19 protein-coding genes are annotated in these 18,687 nt (G+C 57.5%); 15 read left to right on the forward strand and 4 right to left on the reverse strand.

Annotated elements, in window-relative coordinates; translation table 11 throughout:
• Positions 1–126: 126 nt before the first annotated feature.
• From gcvA to ACR0LY_RS05455, 7 genes are all read left to right on the forward strand, one after another.
• Complete coding sequence (gcvA, locus tag ACR0LY_RS05425) at positions 127–1,053, forward strand: transcriptional regulator GcvA (protein WP_170348315.1); 927 nt, start codon at positions 127–129, stop codon at positions 1,051–1,053.
• 97 nt (positions 1,054–1,150) lie between these two features.
• On the forward strand, positions 1,151–1,834 hold the full coding sequence (locus tag ACR0LY_RS05430; protein ID WP_170348314.1) for a DUF1989 domain-containing protein: 684 nt from the start codon (positions 1,151–1,153) through the stop codon (positions 1,832–1,834).
• Positions 1,824–3,335: an amidohydrolase family protein gene (locus ACR0LY_RS05435; protein ID WP_170348313.1), complete on the forward strand. Its 1,512-nt coding sequence runs from the start codon at positions 1,824–1,826 to the stop codon at positions 3,333–3,335. The genes ACR0LY_RS05430 and ACR0LY_RS05435 overlap by 11 nt, the downstream gene beginning before the upstream one ends.
• 15 nt (positions 3,336–3,350) lie before the next feature.
• A complete protein-coding gene (locus ACR0LY_RS05440) occupies positions 3,351–4,238 on the forward strand; it encodes a polysaccharide deacetylase family protein (protein WP_170348312.1) in 888 nt (295 codons plus the stop codon).
• Positions 4,235–5,506 carry an amidase family protein gene (locus ACR0LY_RS05445; protein WP_170348311.1) on the forward strand — a complete coding sequence of 424 codons (1,272 nt, stop codon included), beginning with the start codon at positions 4,235–4,237 and terminating at the stop codon, positions 5,504–5,506. The genes ACR0LY_RS05440 and ACR0LY_RS05445 overlap by 4 nt, the downstream gene beginning before the upstream one ends.
• Positions 5,507–5,601: 95 nt before the next feature.
• On the forward strand, positions 5,602–6,261 hold the full coding sequence (locus ACR0LY_RS05450; protein WP_170348310.1) for an FMN-dependent NADH-azoreductase: 660 nt from the start codon (positions 5,602–5,604) through the stop codon (positions 6,259–6,261).
• Positions 6,262–6,869: 608 nt separating this feature from the next.
• The gene (locus ACR0LY_RS05455; protein ID WP_254440168.1) at positions 6,870–7,604 is read left to right on the forward strand and encodes an extensin-like domain-containing protein; all 735 of its coding nucleotides are present in this window, start codon (positions 6,870–6,872) and stop codon (positions 7,602–7,604) included.
• Between the two features lie 4 nt (positions 7,605–7,608).
• Here the strand turns inward: ACR0LY_RS05455 and ACR0LY_RS05460 are convergent, their stop codons facing one another.
• Positions 7,609–7,980 (reverse strand): OB-fold nucleic acid binding domain-containing protein, encoded by a 372-nt coding sequence (locus tag ACR0LY_RS05460; protein WP_170348308.1) that lies wholly within the window; start codon positions 7,978–7,980, stop codon positions 7,609–7,611.
• A gap of 127 nt (positions 7,981–8,107) precedes the next feature.
• Between ACR0LY_RS05460 and ACR0LY_RS05465 the strand changes: the two genes are divergently transcribed.
• Both ACR0LY_RS05465 and ACR0LY_RS05470 read left to right on the forward strand, forming a co-directional pair.
• Complete coding sequence (locus ACR0LY_RS05465; protein ID WP_170348307.1) at positions 8,108–8,431, forward strand: 2Fe-2S iron-sulfur cluster-binding protein; 324 nt, start codon at positions 8,108–8,110, stop codon at positions 8,429–8,431.
• Complete coding sequence (locus ACR0LY_RS05470) at positions 8,431–9,219, forward strand: FG-GAP repeat domain-containing protein (RefSeq protein WP_170348306.1); 789 nt, start codon at positions 8,431–8,433, stop codon at positions 9,217–9,219. Before ACR0LY_RS05465 ends, ACR0LY_RS05470 begins: the two co-directional genes overlap by 1 nt.
• Positions 9,220–9,311: 92 nt before the next feature.
• Here ACR0LY_RS05470 and purD read toward each other — a convergent pair whose 3' ends face one another.
• A complete protein-coding gene (purD, locus tag ACR0LY_RS05475) occupies positions 9,312–10,574 on the reverse strand; it encodes a phosphoribosylamine--glycine ligase (protein ID WP_170348305.1) in 1,263 nt (420 codons plus the stop codon).
• Positions 10,575–10,649: 75 nt separating this feature from the next.
• Here purD and xseA point away from each other — a divergent pair, with 75 nt between their 5' ends.
• Positions 10,650–12,143, forward strand: a complete 1,494-nt coding sequence (xseA, locus tag ACR0LY_RS05480) for an exodeoxyribonuclease VII large subunit (protein WP_170348304.1) — start codon at positions 10,650–10,652, stop codon at positions 12,141–12,143.
• A 7-nt stretch (positions 12,144–12,150) separates the two neighbouring features.
• Here xseA and ACR0LY_RS05485 read toward each other — a convergent pair whose 3' ends face one another.
• Complete coding sequence (locus ACR0LY_RS05485; protein ID WP_170348303.1) at positions 12,151–12,546, reverse strand: hypothetical protein; 396 nt, start codon at positions 12,544–12,546, stop codon at positions 12,151–12,153.
• A gap of 124 nt (positions 12,547–12,670) precedes the next feature.
• Here ACR0LY_RS05485 and ACR0LY_RS05490 point away from each other — a divergent pair, with 124 nt between their 5' ends.
• The 5 genes from ACR0LY_RS05490 to ACR0LY_RS05510 all read left to right on the forward strand — a co-directional run bounded on the left by ACR0LY_RS05490 (position 12,671) and on the right by ACR0LY_RS05510 (position 16,950).
• A complete protein-coding gene (locus ACR0LY_RS05490) occupies positions 12,671–13,309 on the forward strand; it encodes a lysoplasmalogenase (protein ID WP_170348302.1) in 639 nt (212 codons plus the stop codon).
• Positions 13,310–13,367: 58 nt separating this feature from the next.
• Entirely contained in the window at positions 13,368–14,531 is a 1,164-nt protein-coding gene (ftsY, locus tag ACR0LY_RS05495; RefSeq protein WP_480567085.1) for a signal recognition particle-docking protein FtsY, read from the forward strand.
• 85 nt (positions 14,532–14,616) lie between these two features.
• Positions 14,617–15,519 (forward strand): EamA family transporter, encoded by a 903-nt coding sequence (locus tag ACR0LY_RS05500; protein ID WP_170348300.1) that lies wholly within the window; start codon positions 14,617–14,619, stop codon positions 15,517–15,519.
• A gap of 16 nt (positions 15,520–15,535) precedes the next feature.
• A complete protein-coding gene (locus ACR0LY_RS05505; RefSeq protein WP_170348299.1) occupies positions 15,536–16,141 on the forward strand; it encodes an inner membrane-spanning protein YciB in 606 nt (201 codons plus the stop codon).
• A 140-nt stretch (positions 16,142–16,281) separates the two neighbouring features.
• A complete protein-coding gene (locus ACR0LY_RS05510) occupies positions 16,282–16,950 on the forward strand; it encodes a Crp/Fnr family transcriptional regulator (RefSeq protein WP_170348298.1) in 669 nt (222 codons plus the stop codon).
• A gap of 219 nt (positions 16,951–17,169) precedes the next feature.
• On the opposite strand, the gene ACR0LY_RS05515 is transcribed toward ACR0LY_RS05510, so the two are convergent.
• Entirely contained in the window at positions 17,170–18,606 is a 1,437-nt protein-coding gene (locus tag ACR0LY_RS05515; protein ID WP_174820436.1) for a DegQ family serine endoprotease, read from the reverse strand.
• Positions 18,607–18,687: the final 81 nt, after the last annotated feature.

The following is an 18,687-nucleotide window of genomic DNA, read 5'->3' on the forward strand; positions in this document are numbered from 1 at the left end:
TGCCCTATCTTCTCAAATTAGATGTTTTCACCTCACAGCTGAGAATTTCGCCCACATGTGAGCCGGCAATCGGGTTAGAGTGGAGCGACGAATTAGCATCGCATCAGGAGAGCAAAGCCGCGCGTCATGGCGAAGATACCGTCGTTGAAAAGTATTCAGGCCTTCGAAGCGGCCTGCCGGCATCTGAGTTTCAAGGATGCCGCCGATGAACTATGCGTCACTCCGACTGCCATTTCTCATCAGATCAAATCGCTGGAGGATCAACTTGGGGTGCCCCTGTTTCACCGGCTTACCCGCGCCTTGAAACTGACGGAGGATGGGGCCAACTACGCGCCCCACATCATTGAAGCCTTCAAGAACATTGAAGCCGCCTCTCTCGCGCTGGAGGAAGACGACCTTGCGGGCACATTGACAATCTCAACAACCGGGTCTTTTGCCGCCAATTGGCTTAGCCCGCGGCTGCGAGGCTTTTACGAGAAATACCCGGATATCTCGGTAAGGGTTCTGTCTAGTGATCAACTGGTGGATTTCAAATCCAGCGATGTGGATGTGGCTATTCGGTATGGCTTTGGCGATTATCCTGACAGCAATGTGGCTTGGGTCTTGAATGACTGGGTGGCCCCTGTCTGTAGCGTGGAAAAGGCGAAGTCACTGGGTTCCCCCGAAGATCTTCTGAAGTCTCGTCTGATCGAATACCAATGGAGCGGGTTTTCTGATGCGGATCCGAGTTGGGAGCGATGGATGGACGCGGCTGGCTTGCAAACTAGTGACGTCGAGCCCTATGTCACCTATTCCGAGGAACACATCTGCTTGCTGACGGCAAGCGATGGTCATGGTGTGGCCTTGGTCAGCCTTTTGGCCGCCGCGCGTTTTCTGGAACGCAATATGCTGGTCGCCCCCTTTGACGCGGCATTGAAGAACAAGAGCTATTTTCTCGTCTGCCCGGAAACTTACGCCAATCGTGCACGCGTTCGTGTGTTCCGGGAATGGCTATTGGACCAAGCAGATGAGTTTCGCGACAGCGTCGTCGGTCAAAGGTTTTTTGAAGAATAGCGCGTCTGCAACGATCTAATCCGTCGCTTGAATTTTTGTCATTTCTAAATTGCCGAGAAGCATGCGTTTCTGAACCCCTAATCAGGAGTTCTTGCGCATGCATAGTTTTGACCCTTCCCAACCCGATGGTTTCAATCAAACTCTGGACAGCACGGTCTCTGCCGACGGCGTCCCGGTCATTGCAGAACGGTATACAGTGCCAGCACGTCGCGGCGTCGCGGTGCGTTTGACAGCCGAACAAACTTTGACCATCACCAATCCGACCGGCTGGCAAGTCTGCGATTTCTGGGCGTTCAATGCGGCAGAGCTGCATGAATATTTGTCCATGCCGCATGTGCATACGGATCTTCTGTCTGTTTTCCCAAAGATCGGTGACAGGTTGGTCAGCAATCTGCGCAATCCTCTTCTGACGCTGACCCAAGACACATCGCCGGGTGTTCATGACACAACGATCGCCGCTTGCGATGCCAACCGGTACAAGCAAATGGGCGTCACCGATTACCACGACAATTGCGCCGACAACTTGAGGCAGGCCTTGCTTGCTATCGGGAAAAAAGCACCGCATGTGCCAGCTCCGTTCAATCTGTGGATGAACGTACCAGTTCACCCAGATGGCAGCCTTGCCTGGGCTGCGCCAGTGTCAAAGCCGGGGGACAGCATGACCTTCAAAGCTGAGATGCCAGTCTACGCCGTTATGTCGGCCTGCCCGCAAGATATCACTCCAGTCAACGGGGACGAAGGCAAGCCGAGCGCACTGGAATTTGTTGTTCATGACGGCTGATGGCGGCGACATATTTTCTGCCCGCTGGATCATCGAAGATGCCTTTCACAGTCACGACGACTTCGCGCTTTATGTTCTAGACGGCAGAATAGGTGGATTGGCGCCTCTGGCCGTATTGAAGTCACGTTATCCCAGCGCAAGGGTGCACTTGGACACAAACACGGCGATCCTGCCCGGGTTTGTGAATGCGCATCACCATTGCTATGGGGTGAACCTGATAAACCAAGGGATACGGGATGACCTGTTAGAGCCTTGGATTTTCGCCTCCGCTGGCGCAGCCGACGTTGCGCCGCGCCTCGCCACCGAATACGCGGCAATGCGCTTGCTGAAGAATGGGGTAACGGCTGTTGTGGATGCCTGCACCGCGGGTCAGACAGCGGCCATTGCCGAAGCGAAGATATGGGACAAAATCGCCGTATATAACGGGCTTGGCCTGTCTTGCGCCATCGCGCCGGGCGAGAGATGGCACAACCAGCTTGTACATCCATATGGGCAAAGCCAGTCGTTTCTGACTACCTTGCCCGAGGTTCTGCGATGCAAACTGCAGCGCCAGCACGTTGCGCGCGCACGTATTGAACCGCAAAGTTTTGTGCGGCTTCTGTCCCGGATGCATGGCGAATACGCGGCTTCAGAATGCGCTGATGTGTGGTTTGGTCCCACGGCACCGCATTGGACGGGCCGAGAGACCCTGCGCAACATCGCCAGGAAGATTCGCGAAAGTGGCCAGCGCATTCACACCCATGCCGAGGAGTCTCGACTGCAACACCTGTCGGCTACAGCCTGGAGTTTTCAGGGTGCCATTGCAGAATTGGGCAAAGTTGGCCTGCTCACTGACGGCTTGTCTTTGGTGCATATGGTCTGGGCGGACGAAAAAGATCTGGCGCGAGTGGCCGAGGTGCGGGCGCATATCGTGTGTAATCCCAGCTCCAATTTGCGGCTGCGTTCCGGCATTGCACCCGCGCCATTGATGAAGCGGATGGGCATCAACCTCGCACTGGGGATGGATGGGACCAGCCTGGCAGGTGATGACGACATGTTCGCCGAAATGCGTCTGGCGCAAAGCCTTTATTGGTCAAGTGATCGGGCGAACCCTAGCCTGACCGCGAAGGATGTTTTCGACATGGCCACTATGGGTGGCGCGCGTTTGATGGGAATGGATCACAGCATCGGAAGCCTGTCCGTCGGCAAGCGCGCCGACTTTGTGATCCTGCGCCTGGACCGTCTTGAAGGTCCCTGGTTGGACCCCGGCATTGATCCGGTTGAGCTGTTGGTCAGCTCGGCAAAATCTACGGATATCCAGAGCGTCTTCACCGGCGGACAACTGGCCGTTTCGCACGGCGAGACCAAAAAGTGCGACGAAAAGATAATTCTTCAAAACATCACCGACGGCATGCAGCGCGCCGCGGATCAAAGGCTGAGCGCTAGTGAATATGCCGCCGTCAAATCCGCATTGCAGCGCTGGTATGACGATTGGCTGACGAACAACGCCCAGCAATTGTGACAGAGGAGCAAGACCATGCAGAAGAAAATAATCTGGCCAAACGGCGCGCGATGCGCCTGTGCGATCACCTTTGATATCGATGCGGACAGCCTGATCCATATCGCAAGGCCGGTCGATGGGCATGATCGCCTCTATCCGATCTCCATGGGGCGCTACGGGCCGACGGTTGCCATCCCTCGGATTCTAGAAACCTACAAACGTCTCGGGCTGAAACAGTCCTTCTTCGCCCCCGGATGGGTCGTGGAGCAATATCCAGATGCAATGCAAGCCATCCTGAAAGATGGTCATGAAATCGGCCATCATGGCTATTTGCACGAAGACCCGACAAACCACAGCGCGTCTGAACAAGCCTATTGGTTCGAACGCGCGCTGGAGTCGCATAAGCGGGTTCTGGGCAATGTTCCAAAAGGCTATCGCGCACCGGTTTACAATGTGACGCAAGCCGTCATCGACCTGCTGAACAAGCATGAATTCGACTATGACAGTTCGCTGATGGCGGATGATGTGCCATACCTCATGCGATCAGGCGGCCGGACTTTGGTCGAACTTCCATCGCATTGGGGGACCGACGACTGGCCGCAATTCGCCCACTATGAGGAAATTGGTTACATGATGCCCGTCGCCGGGCCACGCGCCGGGCTGACCCCATTTTGGGAGGAATTCGAAGCCCAATACGAAGAAGGTGGCTTCTGGATTGGCATCTGGCATCCCTTCCTGACCGGGCGTTTGGCGCGGTGGCGGCAGGTGGAAGACTGGATGGATTCTGTCTTGAACAGGGGTGACGTCTGGTTCGCTACTCTCGGAGAGATCGCACAGCACGTGCGCATGCAATATGAGGCAGACCGGCAAAGCGTACGGGTTGAAGAACTGCCTTATTATCAGACTCCGGTTCTGACGGCATGAATATCCTTCAACGGACGCGCGACTTTCTGGATTCGCTCGACGCGCATCGCGAGATATTCCTTAGCGTTGCGCCAGATAGACTGTTGCAGGATGCCCGATCCGCCGCCGCGCGGCAGGCCGAAGGAAGGCTGCTTGGCCCGTTGGACGGCCAGTTTCTTGCGGTCAAGGCCAATATCGACGTGCAAACGTTCCGAAGCCATGCGGGATCCTTGGCCATCGATCCTCAACCAGCAGACAATGACGCCCCGATCGTCGCCAGGCTCCGTTCTGCGGGCGCGATCGTCTTAGGCCATGTGAACATGTCAGAGTTCGCCTTCTCGGGGCTCGGAGTTAATCCGCATTTCGGCACCCCTCTGAATGTGTTGGACAGCACAATGGTGCCTGGAGGGTCCTCGAGCGGATCGGCGTCAGCCGTTGCCATGGGCTTGGCCGACATCGCATTGGGCACAGATACCTCCGGCTCCGTGCGCATTCCGGCCGCCTGTCAGGGCCTGGTGGGGTTTCGCCCAACTATGGACCGCTATGAAAGCGCCGGGATTTTACCTCTGGCGCCTTCTATGGATACGCCAGGCTCACTCGCTTTAAACGTCAGTCAGATTTGCGCTGTGGATCGCGCTTTGTCGGATTGCAAAGAAACCGGGCACGCCCGCCGTCAAATTCTGTGCCTGAGGGAAGATGCCCTGGTGGGATTCACCCCGGAAATCAAGGCTATGTACGAACAGGCTCAGCAGCATTTGTCCGAGCATGGCATCGAATTGGAAAGAGTTGATATCCGAAGTTTCACTCGTGTCACGGAGGTCTTCCAAACCTGCGGAACGCTGGTGAGTGCCGAAGCCTTTCGTCTTCTGCCAAGTTTGGTCGGAGACCAGCAGGCCAGACTGGACCCAAATGTGCAGGATCGGCTTGCTCAGGCGGCTTCAATACTTGGCAAAGATCTGCAGGCATTGCTCGAAATCCGGCGGGCCCTCATCCCGGACTTTGGCAGGGAACTGGCAGGGAAGATGCTGCTTTACCCGACATTGCCGTCGTACCCGCCGTCTGTTCAGGCCGTGACCCTCGATAAAGGGGTCTTTGCACGGGAAAACGCCCTTATCCTGTCGGTATCGATGAAAGCTGCTTTCCTCAATGCGCCAACAATTTCCATTCCATTTGGAGAACGGAGACCGGGGGTCAGCCTATCCTTGAGCGGCGGCGCAAACAGGGACGCGGATGTACTTGCGACGGCGTCTTATCTGGAGAAGATTTTTTCAGCGATTAGAGATGGCTGAGGTCATTTCACTCCATTCAGAATTCTCTTCATTTGTACCTGCGCGTCACTGGCTTCACCTTTGAATGGTCCATTGCAAACTGACTAGGTGACAAGATGACCACAATCCTGAGAATTGACGCCAGCGTGCGCCACACCGACAACCCTGTTGCGGCCTATAACTCCATTTCCCGCGCTTTGGCGGACAGTTTCGTGGAAGAGTGGAAAACGGTTGATCCCGACGTTGAAATTATTGTGCGTGACGTCGGAATGACCCCGCCAGATTTCATTTCCAACGATTGGATCGCGTCCGTCTTTACAGCAGAAGAGGAACGTACTCCTGAACAGAGCGCTTTGGTCAGTTTGTCTGACACGCTGATTGACGAGCTCGACCGCTCCGACATCCTGCTGATTTCGACGCCCATGTACAACTACGGCATGCCCGCAGCGCTGAAGGCTTGGTTTGATCAGATCATCCGGATCAACAAGACGTTTACGTTTGATTTGGCGCGCGGCGACTTCCCTCTGGAACCGATCATGTCCGGCAAAACCCTGGTGCTGCTGACATCGGCTGGCGAATTCGGCTTTGAGGACGGTGGGATTCGCAATGACTCGGGTCACCTTTCTGCGCATATCAGCACATTGCGCAAGTACCTGGGCGCAGAACGCATGTTCGAAGCTGCGGCCGAGTATCAGGAATTCGCTGATGAGCGTCACAAAGCTTCGGTCGCCTCAGCTCAGGCCCAAGCACGCCACATTGCGCGTGAGCTTGCCTGAACGTTAGCCAGTTTATGGAAAGGAGAACCTGTTGAAATGAACAGGTTCTACATTTCCAACTTGTCACAACTCAAGGTGTGTGAGGCAGGTGGTTGTGTCTTGCGCTTACTTGAGTGGCTCAAGTCGCTAAAGATACGAAACGACAGCGAATGTAGTAGTAAACCTTCATTTCGGATTGGCAGACAGTTTTAACCAATTTCTTGATTCAACATCCCCGCATTCGAACTCTTGGTTCTAAAGGGGACTTTGCTACGCTGCGTTCGAACGGCAGATTTGTCCGCATTGCAGACCTATCCCCCGCCCGCACCATCACATCCAGCTCCGCGAGATATCCTCAACATCTCTGCGTTCAAATTGGGCACCAAATGCGCACAGCATTTCGACATGCGCTGTGGCAACAAGGGAAAGCCAGCACAGAGCAATTTGTTCAAGCGATGAGAAATCCCTGCTATACTCTGGCTTTGAATAGGAAAAGGATTTTCAAAGCCTAGACTGGTCCACGCCTCGACACCTGCTTTGAGGCTGGTCAGGCGACCATCGGTCGGGCCGGAAAATGAACGAGTTGTTTTATGCGAGTTTTAACCCCTCTGTTTATTTTATGCGCAGGAATGGCGAGTGCCGCGCCAGATTGCGAGGAGCCTGCGCAGGCTCAACCGCATGAACTGGTGGCCTATGACCTGTCCGCTGAATTGGACGTCCTGTTGGAGGAAGACGCCGTCGCAGCCCCCGCCAAGCGCGAACTGACTGTATCACCCAGACCGCGACTGCGACCCTGCAAATTCCGTCAGATCGAGGTTGGCCGCGAACGGATGCGCGATCGCGGTGCGGTGTGTGGTGACTGGACCATTCTCGGCGAGAGCCGAAAACCCTTTAGAGGAAAGTACAGGGGATGCGGCATTGCCGATCCCGTGCGTATCCGCGTGGTGTCTGATGTCTTTCTCAGCCAATTGGCGCTGATGGATTGCGAAACCGCCATCACGCTCAAGACTTGGCTGGAGAACACGGCCAAACCGACCTTTGCGGATCAGGGTGGCGGTTTGAAAGGAATTCGTCTGGCCGGCCATTATGCGTGCAAGACACAGAACAATCAGCCGCGCGCGCGAATGTCGGAACACGCCCGCGGTCGCGCGATTGATATCTCATCTTTCGTACTCTTGGATGGCACTGTGATCACGGTACGCGACGGGTGGACAGCTGAAGATACAAGCGACGCCATGCGTGAGCTTCATGCAGGTGCTTGCGGTCTGTTCGGCACAGTTCTGGGTCCGGACGCCGACCGCTATCACAAAGGGCATTTCCATTTTGACACAGCGCGCCGCCGCAGCGGATCTGTTTGTCGCTAGAGGCCTAACCCTCCCCCCGTACCAATACATCCAGCATTGATGAGATATCCTCGATCTCTTCCGCGATCACATGGGTCACCGAATGCGCCCGCTGCATCCGGCCCGTGACCCGCAACAGGCGCCCGGAAATCACCGCGCGGCGGAATTGTTCGTAGATTTTCCGCCAGACGACCACGTTCACGATACCGGTCTCATCCTCAAGCGTGACAAAGATCACCCCCTTGGCTGTCCCCGGTCTCTGCCGCAGAATCACCAGCCCGGCGACAGCCACGCGCGCGCCTTCGGGCGGGTCGTCCAGCCGGTTGGCTGGCAAACAGGTCGGCGGGCGCGGCCAGTTCCGGTTTGAAACCGCAGGATGAACAGGGGCAACAAGCATGAGAACAAAAATAGAACAAACTGCAGGAAAGTCCAGACACGGCGTGTTGAGTCGCAAATGGTACTGGAAAGACCTAAACGCCTTCACTAAGGAAGAATTCGAAAACCGAAAAAGGAAGACGCACGCAATGGCAAAGATCACCTATGTCGAGCATGGCGGTACCGAACATACAGTCGAGGTCGCCAACGGGCTGACAGTCATGGAAGGGGCCCGCGACAACAACATCCCCGGCATCGAGGCCGACTGCGGCGGCGCGTGCGCCTGCTCGACCTGCCACGTCTACATCCACCCCGACTGGGTCGAGAAAGTCCCAGGCAAGGATGACATGGAAGAAGACATGCTGGATTTTGCCTATGAGCCCGACCCGACCCGTTCGCGCCTGACCTGCCAGATCAAGGTCACGGATGAGTTGGACGGTCTGGTGGTACAGATGCCCGAAAAGCAGATCTGATGCTTTCCAAAGCGCCGCGTCTGCCCGCCTGTCTGTGGCAACATCGGGCACGCGGCGCGGTGCTGGCGTTGAGTGTGTGGCTGGCGGAGATGGGACCAGCAGCTGCAGACACCATCACAAGCGCCCGCTTCACTGAGCCAACGACGCGCTATGCCCACGGCGTACTGGGCGACGACATCGAATATGGCGCGCTTGAACTCAAAGTTTCGAATACGTCAACTAAAACGCTCTTCATCCAGCCGGTATACAAACGCTCGGTTCTGACCATCAAGTTGCCGCTTGATCGCGTCTTTGAAGACCTCAGTCCCCGTCTAGTCGATATCAATCTAGATGGATCAAACGAAGTGATCGTCGTGGAGTCCAACGTCCATGCCGGTGCACAACTCGCAATCTATGATGCACGCGGAGAAAAGATCGCAGCCACGCCCCACATTGGGACCCGCTTTCGCTGGCTCGCTCCAATTGGCGCTGCAGATCTGGATGGTGACGGGCTAGTCGAGATTGCTTACATCGACCGCCCGCATCTAGCCAAAACCCTGCGCATTTGGCGATTTCAGAACAGCGCACTGACCGAGATCGCAACCCTACCCGGTCTGACCAATCACCAGATTGGAGAGGACTTCATCACCGGTGGCATTCGCAAATGCGGAGGAAACCGTGAAATTATTGTGGTCAACGCTGACTGGAGCAGCATTGTCAGCGTCAACTACGATGATGGCTGGAAAAAACGGGAACTGCTGCCCTTTACCCCATCCGCAATGAAAGGGGCACTGACCTGTCCAAAATAGAACCGACCGCAGCCCGCGCCAGCGGGCTGCCCGGCCCAAGGCCTTTGGCGGTGCATCTTTGATGCAGCGTCAGGACGCGGGAGCGTTTTGGATCAGAGCGCCCGCCAGCCAATGTCGCGGCGGAAAAACCCATCGGGCCAGTCAATCCCGTCGACCGCCGCATAGGCCCGGTCCCGTGCCTCTTGCAATGTGCCTCCACGGGCAGTGACATTCAGTACGCGACCGCCAGAGGCCACGATCTGACCCTCCGAAGCCTTTGTTCCGGCGTGGAACACCATATTCCCGCTATCCTCGGGAAGGCCCACCAGACCATTGATCACACTGCCCTTTTCGTACGCACCCGGATATCCATTCGCCGCCATCACCACGGTCAGGGCATGATCATCCGCCCAGTTTACCCGCGCCTCGGCCAACCGGCCCTCGGCAGCGGCATGCATCAGATCCATCGCCTGCGCACCGAGGCGCATCATAAGAACCTGACACTCGGGATCACCAAAGCGCACATTGTATTCTACCAACCGAGGCTGACCGTCCTTGATCATCAGACCGGCATAAAGGACGCCCTGAAACGGCATACCACGACGCTTCATTTCGGCCACGGTGGGCTTGATAATCTCTTCCATCGCGCGTTCTTCGATCTCAGCACTCAAAACCGGTGCCGGTGAATAGGCGCCCATACCGCCAGTATTCAGTCCGGTATCACCCTCGCCCACGCGCTTGTGGTCTTGTGCGGTGCCGACGGACAGGATGTTCTCGCCATCGCACAGCACGAACAGTGACGCCTCTTCTCCATCCATGAACTCTTCGATGACAACCTCGGCCCCTGCCCCGCCAAAAGCACCGCCGAACATGTCGTCGATGGCGTCCAGAGCGGTTTGGTCATCCATCGCCACGATCACGCCCTTGCCTGCGGCCAATCCGTCAGCCTTGACGACAATCGGAGCCCCTTGTTCGCGAATATAGGCTTTGGCTGGTTCAGCCTCGGTAAACCGCGCATAGGCTGCGGTCGGTGCGCCCGACGCATCGCAGATTTCCTTGGTAAAACTTTTCGACGCCTCCAACTGGGCTGCGGCCGCAGAAGGTCCAAAAACCAGCACGCCTGCTTCGCGCAGGCGATCCGCCACGCCGGCAGCCAAGGGTGCCTCGGGGCCTACAATCACGAAGTCAATCGCGTTTTCCTCAGCAAAACTAACGACGTCCCCACCGTTCTCAATATCCAGCGCGGCACAATCCGCGATCAGCGCGATCCCGGCATTTCCCGGCGCCACGATCAGACGGTCACATTTAGGGTTCTGCATCACCGCCCAAGCCAGGCTGTGTTCCCGCCCACCACTGCCGAGAATGAGGATATTCATGAATGCACTCCGATCTGCTTGGCCTCGCCTTGCGCGCGTTCTAAGCTGGCCGGGCATTTGACACAAGGCGCTGAAATGTCCGACCTGCTTGACGACCCCATTCCCGGCCAAAACACCCCTGAATACACTGTCTCGGACATCTCGGGCGAGGTGAAACGCACGCTAGAAGGCACGTTCGGTCGAATCCGTGTGCGCGGCGAGGTCGGGCGCGTGTTCAAGGCGCGCTCGGGTCATCTCTATTACGACATCAAGGATGACCGGAATGTGCTGGCCTGCACCACATGGAAAGGCCAGATCTCGGGCTTGTCCGTTGTCCCCGAAGAAGGGTTGGAGGTTGTGGTCACCGGTCGACTGACCGCATTTGGCGCGCAGTCGAAATACAACTTGAACGTCGATGAGGTCGCCGTTGCCGGACAAGGCGCGCTGATGGCGTTGCTGGAGAAACGCAAGAAACAGCTTGAGGCCGAAGGGCTGTTTGCCCCCGAGCGTAAAAAACCGCTGCCCTATCTGCCACAGGTCATCGGTGTTGTGACCTCTCCCTCAGGGGCGGTGATCCGGGACATACTGCACCGCCTGCGGGATCGGTTCCCGCGTAAGGTTCTGATCTGGCCAGTCGCCGTGCAGGGGTCGAACTGTGCCCCCGAAGTTGCAAATGCGATCAACGGGTTCAACAAACTAACACCCGGCGGGGCTCTACCGCGCCCCGACCTGATCATCGTCGCCCGAGGCGGCGGATCGATCGAAGATCTGTGGGGATTTAATGAGGAAATCGTGGCGCGCGCCGCTGCGGGATCAGATATCCCGCTGATCTCGGCCGTGGGGCACGAGACGGACACGACGCTGATTGACTACGTCTCAGACCGTCGCGCGCCCACCCCGACCGCCGCCGCCGAACTGGCCGTACCTGTACGGATAGAGCTGCTGGCCTGGACCGGCGAACAAGGCGCACGTCTGTCGCGTGCCGCAACCGATGCGGTCCAACGTCGGTCGCAGCGCCTGCGCGACCTATCGCGTGCGCTACCGCGACCGGACAGCCTGTTGAATACCCCGCGCCAACGGCTTGATTTGATTGCAGATCGCCTGACCCCGGCGCTTGAGCGCGGTGTGCAGAACCGCCGCCTACAAGTGGTTAAACTTTCCGCCCATTTGCGCCCTTCGACCTTGCGCAATCTTGTTTCAAGCCGACAAGAAGCCGTGCGAAGTCTGTCGTCACGCCTGTCCTTGCGTCCCATTCAGCGTGAAATCGAGATACAGCGCCAGTCCATCACCCGGTTGGCCGAGCGTATGAACGCCGCCCAAACAACGCGCCTGGACCGGATGCGACAAAAGCTGGACGCCACCGACCGCCTACGCGAAACGCTCAGCTACAAGGCAACATTGCAACGGGGTTATGCCGTGGTCCGCGCCGAGGATCAGGTTGTCACGACAAAAGCTCAGGCTGCAAAGCATGGCTCACTTGAGATAGAATTCGCCGATGGCGTGCTGACCACCGGTCAAACAGCTGCCCCACGATCAGCTACGAAAAAAACGCCCAAAAAAGACGCGCCAGATCAGGGTTCATTGTTCTGAACCGATCTCAGACACCAACATCCGGCCCATAGCAGATCATCTCTTCGTCGACATCCTCGGCCTCATAAAGCTCGGTTTCTTCCGGGTCGCCTTCGAATTGCGCGATCAGACCACCCCCTGATCGGGTGAACACCCAGCATTGTGGGTCCAGACGGTCTTCGTAGATGAAACAGATCTGGGCATCCTTTTCGTACCAGACGCCATGCTTGCAATCGCCATCCAGAAACGACCAGATGACGCGGCGATTGGGCAAGTACCGTTCGACGCCATATACCTGCCCCTGAAAACCGTAGAACAGGGTTTTCCCCCGCGTGTAGTCGTCAAAATCCGCACCCGACAGGGCTGATTGAGCCGTCGCTGAATACGCGGGCAGCAGAAGAAGAATCACAAGATATCTGAGCATAGCCACATTGTGTCAGAAGCAATTGTCCGGCGCCAATCACCATTTCCGCAGGATCCCTGCCTCAACGTCACGGTTGAGGTGAATCAACAACCCGTCACAAGCTACTGAAAACGGAGAGGTATCTATGACAACTGTACTGTTCTGGCTCGCGGCTGCTTGTGCTTTGGCCTACCTACCGCTGTCGCCGCGTCCGGCCAGCACATTGCGATCCGTGTTGAAAACTGCATCCGTCGCACTGCTGGCCGTGACTGCCTTGTTGGGTGCAGGTCCGCTTCTTCTGGTGGTCGCGCTCTTATTGTGCGCCATTGGCGACGCGCTGTTGTCGCGCGAAACTGACAGCACTTTCATGTCCGGGATTGGGGCCTTTGCCGCAGGTCACCTTGCATATATCGCCCTGTTTCTCACTCATCCTTCAAGCAATCTTGCCCTGATTTTCGACCAGCCTGGATATTTCTGGTCCCTTATCATTCTAGGCATTGTCGCCGCCACCCTGTTGGCCCCACGGGCCGGGAACCTCAAAGGCCCTGTTCTGGGCTATATTCCGATCATTCTGGGGATGGGCGTCGCCGTACTGACCCTGCCCGAAACCGGCGCCCTGAGATGGGCCTTGCCTGCAGCTCTGGCCTTCATTGCCTCGGATCTTATCTTGGCAACCGAGAAGTTCCTGCTGCCCAAGGGCCACCCCGCCCTGAAGATCACGCCTTATCTGGTCTGGCCACTTTATTGGGGTGCTCAGGCGGGTCTGCTGATTGCGTTCCTCTGACCCTTTGCAACTGCCGCAAATCCGCATTAGGTGAGGGGAACACCTGCGGAGACCAAAAATGGCGTTTTTCTCAAAGCTCATGGACAAGTTGTTCAAATCCTCGTCCCGCCTCGAACAGGGGCTTGAGGCCATTGTTGAAGATGGGGGCGAGGAAACAGTCGCACCCGACCCGATCATCCCGGACCCCGAGCCGCAGCCGGAACCCGTACCGGAAGTTCCCCAACCAGTCCCAGAGGTGCCCGAACCTACGCCAGCGCCGCAACCGGTTGAGGTACCCGAGCCCGCGCCTGTTGATCCGACACCTGCCCCCCCGCCCCCCGAGGCGACACCTTCCAAAGGCGTGTTGGGTCGATTGTTCGGTCGCAGCGAGGCCAAAACCGCCGTGCGCCGTACGCTGGACGACGACATGCTGGAACAGCTCGAAGAGCTGCTGATCGCCTCGGATATGGGCGTAGATACTGCCTTACGTGTCACCGCCAACATGGCCGAAGGGCGCTTTGGCCGCAAACTCTCGACCCAGGAAATCAAACAGCTTTTGGCGCAGGAAGTGGCCCGCGTAATGGAGCCAGTCGCCAAACCCCTGCCCATCTATGCCAAACGTCCGCAAGTGGTGCTGGTCGTCGGCGTGAACGGCTCAGGTAAAACCACAACGATCGGCAAACTGGCCAGCCAGTTCAAAGCTGCCGGCAAAAAGGTCGTGATCGCTGCGGGAGATACCTTCCGCGCTGCCGCTGTCGAACAGCTGCAAGTCTGGGGCGAACGCGCGGGCGTGCCCGTCCTGACCGCCCCTGAAGGGTCCGATCCGGCCAGCCTTGCCTTCGACGCGCTCACCAAGGCGCAAGAGGACGGAGCCGACCTGCTGATGATCGACACCGCCGGTCGGCTGCAAAACCGCGCCGACCTGATGGAAGAACTGGCCAAGATCGTCCGTGTTATCCGTAAGAAAGACGAAACCGCACCGCACAACACATTGCTGGTGCTGGACGCCACCACCGGTCAGAACGCGCTGAGCCAGGTGGAAACTTTCCGCAATCTAGCCGATGTCTCGGGCCTGGTGATGACCAAACTGGACGGCACGGCCAAGGGCGGCGTTCTGGTCGCACTGGCTGACAAGTTCGGCCTGCCCATTCACGCCATCGGCGTCGGAGAGCAGATTGATGACCTCGCTGCTTTCGACCCCGAAGAATTCGCCGCCGCGCTCACTGGTCTGGATCAGTCCTGAACCGCAGCTTTATCTGGCCTCAAATACCTTCCGGGGGTCTGGGGATGGAAAATCCCCGCCCCCTCCCAGCGAAATGATCTGACACTTGAGCGACTGGCTGATCTCTCTCGAAGGCACGGAAGCAGGCCATCAACTCGCCCTGGGGCTTGCTTTGATGGCCGCCTTTCTGCACGCAGTGTTCGGCGCCCTGCAAAAAGGCCGCCACGATCCATGGCTATCACGCGGTGCGATCGACGCTAGCTATTGCCTGATGGCCGCCCCGTTCGCTTTTTTTGTAGTACCGTGGCCAGAACCCTACATGTGGCCAATCTTTGCCACCGTCTGGCTGATCCATGTCGCCTACAAAGTTCTGCAGGCGATGGCCTATACCAAGGGCTCTTACACTGTCGTCTATCCGGTTGTCCGCGGCACAGGCCCCCTGTTCACCGTCATCGGTGCCTACCTGCTGTTCGGAGAAACCTTCACCGGTACCCAGTGGTTCGGCGTGGCTGTCCTGCTGGCTGGTATCTTTGGATTGGCCGCCTATAACTTTCGGTTTCTCGAAACCAACCGCGACACGCTGGGCATAGCGCTGGTATTGGCCGTTTCGACCGGCTTGTTCGTGGCGCTTTACACCACCTATGACGCCTATGGCATCCGCGCCACTGCCGATCCGTTCACCTTTCTGGCCTGGTTCTTCATGATCGACGGTGCGACCATGCCGATCTATGCCTTTCTGAGATGGCGCGCGATGATCAATCGGCCTACCATTGGGCCTTTGATGCTGCGCGGCCTTGCAGGCGGCATTATCGCCCCAATGTCTTTCGGAGCCATCATGCTGGCCACAAGGCTCGACAAGGTCGGCGAAGCGGCAGTCCTACGTGAAACCTCAACCGTCTTTGCGGCCCTGATCGGATGGCTGGTGTTGAAGGAAACCGTGGGGCCACGGCGGATTGCACTGATGGCATTGATTGCACTCGGCGCCGTAATAGTTGAAATGGGCGGGTAAGCAGCAGGAAACCACTATGTCAGGCAAAAAAGAGATCAACCCGTTTCTGAAACAAGTGCTGGAGCTTGGGCCTCCACTGGCTTTTTTCTTCATCTACCTACGCCTGCGCGACGACAGCTTCCTGATCGGCGGCATCGAGTATTCCGGTTTTATCATTGCCACCATCCTTTTCGTGCCGCTGATGCTGGGCGCGATGGGGGTTCTTTGGTTCCTGACCGGTAAGCTCAGCCGGATACAGATTTTCACCGCATTCATGGTCATCTTCTTTGGCGGCCTGACCGCCTGGTTCAATGACGAGCGGTTTTTCAAAATGAAAACCACGCTGGTCTACGGCTTCTTTTCAATCATGCTTGGCATCGGTCTGCTGCAAGGCAAATCCTACCTCGCCTATGTCCTGGACGAGATGCTGCCGATGCGCCACGAGGGTTGGATGATCCTGACCCGGCGACTCTGCGGTTGTTTCGCGGTTCTGGCGGTGGCCAACGAATTTGTCTGGCGGACGATGTCCACCGACCTTTGGGTCAAGATCGAAACATTCGGCTTTCCCATAGCGCTGATGGTGTTTCTGATGCTGCAATTCAATCTGCTGCAAAGCTATATGGATGACCCCGACCACCAGTAGATGAACCGGTTGGGAAGGCGTTCGCCTCATACGTTTGCGATGGTTTGTCGGCCGATGCCGACAAAAACCTTGGCTTAACGCCGAACCTGTGGAAAGTTGTGTCACCACCAAAACACTCACAGCCGGAGAATCTGGAACTCATGACGGCTTTCCCAGACAGCGGCTTCCTGTCCGAGGCATCCGACGGGTTGAAAGCCATGCTTTCCGCCCAGGCGACTGAAATCGCACTGGAACGTGGTGACGTCCTGTTTGAACAGGGTGACGAAGGTGACGCATTGTACGCCATTCTCGAAGGTACGCTTGAGGTGTCCTTTCTGGCCATGAGCGGCCGCAAGCTGTCGCTGACCCTTATGCGCCCTGGTGAGGTGTTCGGAGAGATTGCACTGTTCGACAGCGGCCCTCGCACAGCCACCATCGCCGCGGCAGAATCCTCGCGCATTCTGCGTGTCCGGCAGGGGGATGTGATGGAGCAAATTCGCCAGCACCCCGATCTGGCGGTTGACTTGATCCGATTGGCCGGTCTGCGCATGCGGTGGATGGGGTCGCAGCTGAATGAGCAGGTGTTCCTGCCGATGCCAATCCGGTTGGCCCGCAAGCTGTTACACCTGTCCGGACTTCAGGATGACCCATCGACCCGGATCACCCTGTCGCAAAGCGAACTTGCCGAATTCGTTGGCGCCACGCGCGAGGCGGTGTCCAAGACGATCTCGACCTGGAAACGCGACAACGTGGTCGAAGCTTCGCGTGGCGGGTTGATGATTCAGGATTTCCAAGCCCTGCGCGAACTGGCAGAATCCGACCTGATCTGATCCCTGTGACCTGCTTCACAGACCTTTTACAACATCAAGACTAATCTCTTAGTTGTTACCGTAGGAGGTCAGAGAATCATCCCCGATATCTGTCCACTGACCTCTCCCTGTATCAGAGCCATGCGCCTCCCCGGCGTGTGGCTCACCTTTTTTCCACCCCCCAAAAACGCAAAAAAGCCGGAGCGATAACCCCGGCCTTTTGGGTTATTTTGGTGTCAGTTACTCGCCCAGGCTCAGCGCCACAAAGCGCGGTTCACCGCCACGGCGCACCAGCAACAACAACGACTTGCGGCCTGCCTCACGCGCTTCTTCCATGCGGGCCTCGAGATCTTCAATAGAGCTGACCTTCTGCTGACCGGCTTCGGTAATCAGATCACCGGCGCGCAGCCCCTTGGAAAAAGCTTCGGACGCTTCGTCCACCGCAGTCACAACCAGCCCTTCTGCCTCCGCATCCAAATCAAGATCGGTGCGCAACGTATCCGTCAGGGGTGAAATCGTCAGGCCCAGAATATCGGCGTTTTCCTCAGGCGCGGCATCTGGTGTTTCCTCTTCCTCGCTATCCGCGCGTTCCGCTTCCTCTCGACGGCCCAGCGTGACCAGAACGGTCTGAGTGCCCCCGTCGCGATGCACCACAACACGAACCGACTTGCCAACCGTAGTCTCGCCCACCTGACGCACCAGACCGCGCGTATCTTCGACCTCGACCCCGTCAAAGCTGAGGATAACATCACCTGCAAGCAGGCCCGCATCTTTGGCCGGACCGTCCGGTACATCGCTGATCAGCGCGCCGCCGGGTTTGTCCAGCCCCATCGCCTCGGCCATGTCCTCGGTCACGTCTTGAATGCGCACGCCCAGCCAGCCACGGCGGGTTTCACCGAATTCGCGCAGTTGGTCGACGACCTTAACGACCACGTTGGACGCCATCGAGAACCCGATCCCGATGGAGCCGCCATTGGGCGACAGGATCGCGGTGTTCACGCCGATCACCTCGCCGTTCATATTAAACAGCGGCCCGCCCGAGTTCCCCCGGTTAATGGCTGCGTCCGTCTGAATATAGTCGTCATAAGAACCGCTCAGCGCCCGGTTGCGGGCCGAAACGATACCAGCCGAAACAGAAAAGCCCTGCCCCAGCGGGTTACCCATGGCAATCACCCAATCCCCCACACGCGCAATGTCGCTGTCACCGAATTGCACATATTGTAGCGGGCCCGAAGCTTCGACCTTGAGCAGCGCGATGTCTGTTTTTTCATCTGTGCCAATCACCTTGGCGGGCAGCTCTTTCTTGGGCTGGCCGTCGCCTGGAAAGAATTCCACAAGGATTTCATCAGCTTCCGCAATGACGTGGTTGTTGGTGACGATATAACCGTCCTCGGAAATCACAAAACCCGATCCCAGCGCATTGCTGCGGCGTGGGCGGTCGCCCTCTTCACCATCTCGGTCCTGAAACTCGCGAAAGAAATCCTCGAACGGAGAGCCTTCGGGCACGATCCCTTGCGGGCCAGTTTGCCCTTCGATCAGGGTCGATGTGGTGATGTTCACCACTGCCGGGCTGATCTTTTCGGCCAGCGGCGCCAGGCTTTCGCTCCGCGCCTGCGCGGCGACGGATTGGGCCAGAACAAGCAACATCCCCGCAAAGGCCAACCACATCAGCCGCATGAAACCAACACTGTCGTCCCTTTGGACGGAAATACTGCGCGCTTGTGCCTGCACTTGGGAACTCCTTGTCGAACAACGTCA

The sequence above is a fragment of the Ruegeria sp. BC5 genome, from assembly GCF_056539205.1.